Origin of the sequence: Bacillus pseudomycoides DSM 12442, from assembly GCF_000161455.1 — a bacterium.
GTDB classification, from domain to species: Bacteria; Bacillota; Bacilli; order Bacillales; family Bacillaceae_G; genus Bacillus_A; species Bacillus_A pseudomycoides.
The window spans coordinates 4,943,850-4,952,716 of sequence record NZ_CM000745.1; the positions used below are offsets into that span (position 1 = coordinate 4,943,850).

An 8,867-nucleotide genomic window follows, 5' to 3' on the forward strand; every position below is an offset into this window, starting at 1 on the left:
TATAATTTAAATTTATTATAACATAAATAAAAAGTAAACTATTTAAATTGATATCTAATAACGAGATATAATTTATAATTAAATTCATTTTTACTTTAGTGAAAAACGAATAAACAAGAATGAATAAAAGTAAACGTATAACAACTATAGAAAATGGGCGTTTTTCTATAGTTGTTATTCATTTACTAATAATTAAAGTTTAATTTCTTTATATAACTAGTTTTACATGTATATAGGTTATAATAATAATAGAGTGTAATTCCTTTAGGAGTTGATATATGATGAAATTTGAAATAAATACACTACATAAGGATAGTTCTTTAGAAATTATTGAAAAACAAAAACAAGAATTTGCAAATATAATTGCAATTTGGAATGAAGATATTCTAAAACAAGCGGAGCAAAGAAAAGAAAACAATGAACGAGAAGATAAACAAACATATGATAGTTTTTCTGATGAAGAAATACTGTACTACTATTTAAACCGACAAACTCATTTTGATAAGGAAAAACGGATAAAGGATAATTCACGTGTTTTATATGCACGTGATCTAAGTCAATTCTATTTCTTTGTTACAAAAAGCACAGAATTTCTGCAACAAGATGTAAAAGACTACGAAGATGATCGTATATGGAGGAATCTACGAAAACGTCATATCCGTAACTATCAGAGGTGGTTGTCGGAGGAGGCTGTTTCCTATCAATCCAAAGAGAAATACAAAGCATCTACGATTAGTCGGAAACTTGGTGTGATCCGTTCGTATTTGAAATGGCTATATGAAATTCAATATATCCAGGAACCTCTTCATGTGGAAATTCTAAGTACGACCGTTAATAAACACCATAAACCAAAACGCGAGTTATCATATGAGGAAGTGAAGCAGTTGCTTCATTACTATAAGGATAATGAGATCAATTACGCTTTATTATCGGTCCTAGCTACTACAGGGTTACGTGTTGCAGAAGTTGCGCATGCAAAGTGGGAAGATCTTGAGTATGACGATATACGTGGACGTTATTATTTAACAGTAGATACAAAGGGGGATGATGAACGGATTGTTTCTATTAATAAGGAGATTTTTAATCGTATTGTTGCATTTCGAATCCGGAGAAGGTTACCTATAAACATTGGGAATAAAAATGGTGGGACTATATTTCAAACAAAGAACCATTCAGCTTATAGAGAGAATTACTTGTCACAATATGTTTCTAAAGTCATTAAGGATACCAAGTTAGCCTTTACAGAGAATATAAGAATTACCCCTCACTTCTTTAGACATTTTTATGTACAGTACTTATATGATTACAAGGGGCTTGCACCTCATATAATCGCAGCTGCAGTTGGTCATAAAAATGATAGAACTACAAAAGAAAATTATTTGAAACAACGATTAACGAAAGATAATGATGCTGGAAATCTAATTTCGGAAGATGAATTCTAATTATATCGCTATATTTTGTATTAAACAGCTTCAATACCACTGTTTTTAGTTATGTATTTTTTATATAATTAAAATTGATTATCTACCTGTTTTTTCTGTTTGTTCTTATAAGGATTCATTAGTTCTTCGCCAAGATTCCCTAAACAATTAACATATCCATAGGGAAGCGTGTAGAACCTTGCTATAATGAAGGTGGAACTATTTCCTAATTATTGCCGAAGGAGATTAGAAATGGAAAAGATACATAGAATTTTAAGTGATTTTGCTAAGGTTAATGAATATGATGGCGTAGGTAATGATTATAGGCTATATCTTTTATCAGAAAATACACAAGAAGATATATGTGAGCTTATAAAAAAGGATATAAAAGCTACTAGTGAAGACACAATAGAACTTATACAGTTGAAAGAATGGCAGCAGGATTTCCTTTCTTGTGAATTCCCTGAAGGTGAAGAGTATTGGTTCGGAACAATACCAAGTGGATATGATTTGAAAGAACTAACACCGAAGGAATTTATAATAGAACAGTTATTGAATACATTTAAACAAGGGATTAAAGCAGTTTATTGTGTAAAATTAGATATTGGAGCCTATTATGCTTGTAGTTATGAAGAATATGTCTTCGTAACCAATAAGGGAATTTATTATCTTTCTATGCAAGTGCATGATTAAAAAGACAAAATATCTTACGTACATAAATTGTCCATTCTAGATGTTTCAGCTACATTAGATACGGGTACAAATGTAAATGTAGAAATTCTGCTCAATAATAATCACGATATGATTAAACGTAGTTTGTATTATTGGGGAAAGCTATACACATCTCAATTACAAAAAGGAATGCCTTATAGTTCACTTCATAAAACCATTACCATAAACTTATTAAATTTCGTCATGTTCCCAGAATATGATGAGTTTCATACAACAGGAATACTCCGGAATAGACAACAACAAAGAATGTTGAGCGATGATATAGAGGTGCACGTTGTAGAGATTCCAAAGCTAATGCAACAATGGCGCGAAGAAAAAGTAAATCCGTGGGAGGATTCGTTTGTACGCTGGTTACTATTATTGCCAGCAAATGAAGATGAACACCTTACACAAACATTGGAGGACATTGCGATGAACCAAGATCCGATTTTACAAAAAGCAATGAATAAGTGGGAACGTATGAGTCAAGATTCTTCTTTCCGTCAAGCATATGAAGCAAGGGAAAAAGCTTTAATGGATGAGGCTGCAAAGTTTGCGCATGCACATAATGAAGGAAAAAAAGAAGGACTTCAAGAAGGAATAGAACAAGGTGTACAACAAGGGAAAATACAAATGATTAAAGGTATGAATGAACTTGGAGTTCCAGTTGAAACAATTGCAAAAGCAAGTAATTTAAGTGTAGAAGAAATTGAACGTATTTTAGAACAAAAATCATAATGATAATGGTTCTGTTGCAAAGTTTGAAAAAAGCATAAACAGATTGGTAAATGAGGAACAATGTTTAGGAAGTAGCTAGTAATTGTTGAAGTTCATTGTACGTTGAAAAGGCGGAGTCTCTTTGAAGACTTCGCCTTTGTTTATATAGGGCATGAATGGTCTCGATAGCTTTTCTTACGATTAGTCAAATGTTTTTCAGAGTTCTAATTCATTAAATGTCAGAGATTTTATGTCAATTATATTGTAAACCAAATACCCCTAATATGTGTTCATTTTTTTACTAGGGGGGAGAATATGATATGATGAATGAAACTATGATTTCAGGCGGTTAACCGATAATCATAGTATATATTATGTGTAATGAGATAGAAGAGGAGCTTCAATAACTTATTTACACATGCAATGGACGCAACTTTATGACAATTGTTATAAGGTTGCGTTTTTAGTTTATCGTAATACTCAACAATATGATTTTGTCCGTAACGTCGTTGTTTAATCATGTTCTGGATGATGAGAAACAGGATCTTCCGCAAATGTTTATTTCTACGTTTATTGATTTTATCTTTAAAAAAGGTTTTACCTGATTGAAAACGACGTATATCAATACCAGCAAATGCATTGAGTGGCGTTGAAACCATGCATATGATGAAAAAAGGACAACTTCACCTGTGGGTGAAGTCTACCCAAAATGAAGTTAGGTTCATACATAAATTGTTTGGAATTGCATCATAATCTGCCATTGAACAGACTATGTAGGTTTCTATGTCTTTATCAAATGATTTTTGCACCAGAACCTTAGAACTTATAGAACCTATAACCAGGGAGTCTAGTATCCTTGGTGTAATGCACGTAATCAGGGTCTACTTCAATACTAGTAGACTCTCGCCAACTACCAGTGATTTTTCCTTCTGTTATATAATCACCAATCGATCCTCTGGACTGCGGATATCCCGAAGTTACTATCCAATCTCCGCAATTTTTGCACTTGAAGAAGGTTCCAGTAAATAGGTGATCTCCTGTATTTTCATCTTCAACAACAGCAGTACCCTTTGCTATCATTCTATGATAAGCTCCTTCAGGGCAATCATTAAGTTCAGCGTGAGCATGTTGTCCATGACCTAATAAAAACATAGACAACATCATAGTTAAAACAAAAGTAGATACTACAAGCTTTGCAACTCTCATATAAATCACATTCCTTCCTTTAATTTTTAATCCAAGGGAAAAGAAAATGCATGACTCAATTTTTTATATTGAAAGCTGCGCAGCTACTCAATACCCATTTATTACCTATAATTTAATATATGAGCAGAAATAAATCAACATTTATTTCATAAAAATTGGAAAATTTCAATTAGAGTAAAAATCAGTAATTTATATCGTAATATTGCAATGGAATTAAAAACAAAACAACCTTAGAAAAATCCGAGACTATTGTTCTCTAAAATTATTTTTCTTCCCAAATCCCTTTCTTAGCATCCCTTGTTTGTTTTTGGAGCTTCACATAGATATCCGTATCTGTCACGCTGTTGAACGTCAAACTTCGGTCGTCCCTTTAAACGTTTCTTCGTGTAAGCGGAGGCTTCTGGACCGTATGGTTGTACTCGTTTGATTGAATGGACAGATTCATTCACAAATATGCTAAAGGCTATGTTGTGTTGGATAAAGGAATATTTTAAAAAAAGGTCAATTTTTTTCCGAAAAAATTATGGGTTCTGTTGCAAAGTTTAAAAAGGCAGAGACAGATATTGATAAATGAGGGGAACCATTTAGGCAGTGACTAATAATTTATGTAATTCCTTGTACGTTGAAAAACCGCAGTTTGGCTGTAAACTGCGGTTTCGTTTATATATAGCATAAATGGTTTCGATTTCTTTCAAGGTACGTGAAGCATGACGAAGATTTTGAAAAACGTCGTTTGACATGCCTATGGTCTTGTTCTATCAGATTGTTCAAATGTTTGATGGTACAATGAGTTGTACGTTTATAAAAGCCGTGTTCTTTTAATTTGTTAAACGCGCAAAGTAGTGCTGGAGCTTTGTCAGTTGTGAGAATCGTTGGTTCTCCAAAAGCTTTCACCAATCTTTTCATAAAAGCATATGCCGCCTGATGATCTCGCTTTTTACGAAGTTGAATATCGAGCGTATGGCCATCGTTATCAATCGCTCGATATAAATAACACCATTTTCCTTTCACTTTTACATAAGTCTCATCTAATTTCCACGACGATTGTACCTTTTTATTTTTCTTTTTCCAGATTTGATAGATCAAATTCCCATATTCATGCACCCAACGCATGATGATGGTAGGGTGAACTGAAATCCCCCGTTCTTTCATTATTTCAGATACATCACGATAACTTAAAGAAAAACGGCAATAGTAGCCGACAGCTACCAAAATAATATCTTGCTTGAACTGTTTTCCTTTAAAATATCTCATGCATCATACTCCTCGAATCATTTTTCTTACATTTTAATTTTGCTTAGAAAACTTTGCAACAGAACCCAGGATGCAATTGATACTAATGATTAATTTTACAAATTATAAAAAGTCATGAACTTAGTTTTACTTTCTATTATATACAAGTAGTTAGGGGGCAAGATCATAGGCTAAAGATTGTTCCAAATATTCACCCGGAACTTCCTGATAAGTTAAAAAATTTAACAACAAAACGTTTAAAATATGATAAAATACAATTACATTTGAAAAAGAGTAGTGGGTTCAAGTTGTTATTTACATGAACTCCAAAGAAAAAAGCCAAATTCTGTATAGATTTGGCTTTTTTCTTTTTACGCATTTGTAGCTAAAAGTAGCATGGTCTTTAAATCCTTGTTAGGGGCAAGAATTTAAAGAAGAGTTTAGCTTAATTACGATTTTACATAAATTACATATTATAGTAAATTGATATTATTTATACTAAATATTGTAAATATTCAGGTATTTAATCCTTATATTATTTATGCGCAAAGTCACAATTGGTGAGTTTTACAAATGAACCGTCCTAAAAAGCGAACGAGCGTTTAAAAAGGTGTATCTTTACAAACGGATGATTTCTTTGAGGATAAGCAAGCATGTACCGAAAGGTATTAATGTTTTAAGAACGTTCCTAAAATATATTTTTGATGTTTTGGAATGCTATGTTGGCATTAATTTGCGTAATACCAAAAGGGGTACCTTTTGGTATACCTTTTGAAACGGTATATCGTTGTAATTCTTCGGCAAATGGTTGTAGTTCACCGTGAATCGAGAGATTCATAAAAAAACGTCATCCTTTCTAGTCTAACTTGTTAAGAAAGGATAACGTTTTTTAGTACTTGAGGGGTATTAAAATTTCTTAAATTAAAGGGTATGTATGGTGATTCCTAATAAGAAAAGACACCCTCTCGAGTGTCTTTCTCTGACTTGAACCATTTCAATTTAATATGAATATATCCGTATTTTCCCCACCTATACGTGTAAACACATCCTATAAAACAGAATCAATTATTTATACCAGATTGTTAGTGTACAAATACAAGAGAATTGAGATCAATGTAGAATGACACCACATCTATAAAGTTAATTTATTGATGTGTTACGCCTTTAAAAACGAATCTGCTTTATAGAATGTATCCACAAGTAATATTTTACTACATTTAATATTCGGTTCGTGTATTTTTTGATAATTATGCATTATTTCATAATCTTTAATTTGCACAATAAAGACATAACCTACCTTTCTTAAATTCTCTCTCCTATTTTGAAACAAGTCCCATGAGACGCTGTGAAATACCTTTACATCAGGTTCAACAATCTATCCCAATAGACTTTACTCTATTGGGATGGTTGGTGCCGAAAAATATTAAATTCGTTCATTTCATGGTCCTCGGTGCACAAAACGGTGATTTTACTTATTCTAAGCGACATCATCAATCTGAGTTTGGAGAATCTCTTAGCGCAAATAGATAGAAAACCGAATCATAAGTGATATGATCCCCCTATAGTAGACAGAAAAAAGAAAGCTTTATATCCTGTCTATTATAAGGGGGATTTTTTTATGGGGAAAATTAAAAGAACATATGATGAAACATTTAAGAAAAAAGCGATAGATTTATATTTTAAAGAAGGCATGGGGCATACCAAAATAGGAAAAGAATTAGGCATTGATGAAAAAAACGTACGTAGATGGGTAAAACGTTTCAAAGACGAGGGAATCAAAGGTTTAGAAGAAAAACGTGGAAAGGCTACTGGAGGAAAAAAAGGGAGACCTAGAAATTGTCCAAAGGATCCTACAGAAAGAATCAAATACCTAGAAACAGAGAACGAAATGCTAAAAAAGCTATTGGGAATGTAAAAGGAGGGATGAAAGCTGTACCGGCATACAAAAAATATGAGGTGATACAAGAAATGTCCAAAGGTATGCGTTCAATACAGCTACTATGTAAAATTGCGGAAGTATCTAGAAGCGGATACTACAAGTGGTTAAAAAGACAAAGCAATCCTTCTCCGAAGGAGATAGAAGATGGAAAAATAAAAGAAAAAATTATGGAATGTTATAAACAAGTGAAGGGTATCTATGGATATCGAAGAATAACTGTGTGGTTAAGGATGAAACACGAGCTCATTGTAAATCATAAGCGAGTTCAAAGGCTAATGAATAGGATGAAGCTTCGAGCGATTATCAGAAAAAAACGACCTTATTTTGTATCAAAAGAAGCATGTGTAGTCTCAAAGAATTACTTAAATCGAGATTTCAAAGCTGTACAACCAAATGAAAAATGGGTAACAGATATTACGTATCTTATTTTCAATGGGAAAAAGCTATATCTGTCTGCCATAAAGGACCTTTATAATAATGAAATTGTGGCTTATCATATTAGCCATCGTCATGATATACAGTTAGTTATTGATACGCTAAACAAGGCCAAAAAACGACGAGACGTACAAGGGATTCTTTTACATAGTGATCAAGGTTTCCAGTATACTTCACGCCAATATAATGATTTCCTAAAAAAACATAAGATGAAAGCTAATATGTCTAGAAAGGCGAATTGTTGGGACAATGCTTGTATGGAGAATTTCTTCAGTCATTTCAAAGCGGAATGTTTTAATCTGAGTTCATTTCGTTCAGTAGAAGAAGTTAAACTTGCCGTACATAAATATATTCATTTTTATAACTATCATCGTTTTCAAAAGAAATTAAAAAACCTGAGTCCATACGAATATCGAACTCAGGCTTCTTAACTATGCGTTTTAATTACTGTCTACTTGACAGGGGTCAGTACACTCGAAGTGTGAACCCTAAAAGATTACATGAATTAAGAAAGTCAGTCGTTGAGGGTGGATTTGAACCTGATTTTCATACACGAATCGAAGCGATGACGTATACGACGCTACAAGAACTTGCAACGATGGTGTTTTACAATAATGTAGCTAAGGTTGCAAGTAAGCATGATCCAGATCTTGCTACATTATTACGCCGTCTTGCAAAAGATGAAACTCTTCATTATGCATTTTATCGAGACGTCATTCGAACACATTTGGAATTGGAACCTAATTATTGCTATCATATTGCCAATGTGATTATGAATTTTAAAATGCCAGGTGCTGTCATGCCTGATTTTGAAAATAGAATGGCTGTGATTGCAAAAGAAGCTAACTATGGGCCGCTGCAATATTTTGATCAAGTACTTGATGTAGTAGTGGATTATTGGGGGTTAAAAGACTTACGACCAATTGCACCTCTAGCTGAAAAAGCAAGAATTGAGATTTTGGAGTACCACACAAGATTGAAAAAAATACGGGATCGATTTGGTCGTTTTCAAGGGAAAACTGATCTACGTTAATTAGTAGAGGTTTCAGAATATACGCGGGGAAATTCCCCTTCTCTTTATTGGAAATCTGGCACGCTCCCTATTATTTTGTGGCCGTTTTACTTAATTTAATTTTTAAAGAAAAAGTTATTGACACTAAAAATAAATTTATGATATTATTAAATATTTGATAAAAAATAACATA

The 8,867-nt window shown here is 32.9% G+C and carries 6 protein-coding genes and 6 pseudogenes; 7 read left to right on the plus strand and 5 right to left on the minus strand.

Features of this window, described 5'->3' with window-relative positions:
- The first annotated feature begins 281 nt into the window (after positions 1-281).
- The 3 genes and pseudogenes from BPMYX0001_RS25115 to BPMYX0001_RS25125 form a co-directional block, all read left to right on the plus strand.
- On the plus strand, positions 282-1,442 hold the full coding sequence (locus tag BPMYX0001_RS25115; RefSeq protein WP_033799756.1) for a tyrosine-type recombinase/integrase: 1,161 nt from the start codon (positions 282-284) through the stop codon (positions 1,440-1,442).
- A 231-nt stretch (positions 1,443-1,673) separates the two neighbouring features.
- The gene (locus BPMYX0001_RS25120) at positions 1,674-2,114 is read left to right on the plus strand and encodes a hypothetical protein (RefSeq protein WP_006096984.1); all 441 of its coding nucleotides are present in this window, start codon (positions 1,674-1,676) and stop codon (positions 2,112-2,114) included.
- A gap of 24 nt (positions 2,115-2,138) precedes the next feature.
- Positions 2,139-2,870, plus strand: a pseudogene (locus BPMYX0001_RS25125) (Rpn family recombination-promoting nuclease/putative transposase); the annotation flags it as partial.
- A 64-nt stretch (positions 2,871-2,934) separates the two neighbouring features.
- On the opposite strand, the pseudogene BPMYX0001_RS34245 reads toward BPMYX0001_RS25125, so the two are convergent.
- Together BPMYX0001_RS34245 and BPMYX0001_RS25130 are read right to left on the minus strand one after the other, a co-directional pair.
- Positions 2,935-3,042, minus strand: a pseudogene (locus BPMYX0001_RS34245) (IS6 family transposase); the annotation flags it as partial.
- Between the two features lie 148 nt (positions 3,043-3,190).
- A pseudogene (locus tag BPMYX0001_RS25130) lies at positions 3,191-3,493 on the minus strand (transposase); the annotation flags it as partial.
- On the opposite strand from BPMYX0001_RS25130, the pseudogene BPMYX0001_RS34250 reads away from it, so the two are divergent.
- Positions 3,489-3,602, plus strand: a pseudogene (locus BPMYX0001_RS34250) (IS6 family transposase); the annotation flags it as partial. The pseudogenes BPMYX0001_RS25130 and BPMYX0001_RS34250 sit on opposite strands and share 5 nt — an antisense overlap.
- 63 nt (positions 3,603-3,665) lie before the next feature.
- On the opposite strand, the gene BPMYX0001_RS25135 reads toward BPMYX0001_RS34250, so the two are convergent.
- From BPMYX0001_RS25135 to BPMYX0001_RS33365, 3 genes and pseudogenes are all read right to left on the minus strand, one after another.
- Positions 3,666-4,055 carry a hypothetical protein gene (locus BPMYX0001_RS25135; RefSeq protein WP_006096986.1) on the minus strand — a complete coding sequence of 130 codons (390 nt, stop codon included), beginning with the start codon at positions 4,053-4,055 and terminating at the stop codon, positions 3,666-3,668.
- Positions 4,056-4,639: 584 nt separating this feature from the next.
- A pseudogene (locus BPMYX0001_RS29700) lies at positions 4,640-5,309 on the minus strand (IS6 family transposase).
- A 667-nt stretch (positions 5,310-5,976) separates the two neighbouring features.
- On the minus strand, positions 5,977-6,126 hold the full coding sequence (locus BPMYX0001_RS33365) for a hypothetical protein (protein WP_006096988.1): 150 nt from the start codon (positions 6,124-6,126) through the stop codon (positions 5,977-5,979).
- Between the two features lie 780 nt (positions 6,127-6,906).
- On the opposite strand from BPMYX0001_RS33365, the gene BPMYX0001_RS25145 reads away from it, so the two are divergent.
- From BPMYX0001_RS25145 to BPMYX0001_RS25155, 3 genes and pseudogenes are all read left to right on the plus strand, one after another.
- Positions 6,907-7,203, plus strand: a complete 297-nt coding sequence (locus tag BPMYX0001_RS25145) for a transposase (RefSeq protein WP_006096989.1) — start codon at positions 6,907-6,909, stop codon at positions 7,201-7,203.
- Between the two features lie 8 nt (positions 7,204-7,211).
- The gene (locus BPMYX0001_RS25150; protein WP_006096990.1) at positions 7,212-8,093 is read left to right on the plus strand and encodes an IS3 family transposase; all 882 of its coding nucleotides are present in this window, start codon (positions 7,212-7,214) and stop codon (positions 8,091-8,093) included.
- Positions 8,094-8,134: 41 nt separating this feature from the next.
- Positions 8,135-8,695 (plus strand): annotated as a pseudogene (locus tag BPMYX0001_RS25155) (acyl-ACP desaturase); the annotation flags it as partial.
- Positions 8,696-8,867: the final 172 nt, after the last annotated feature.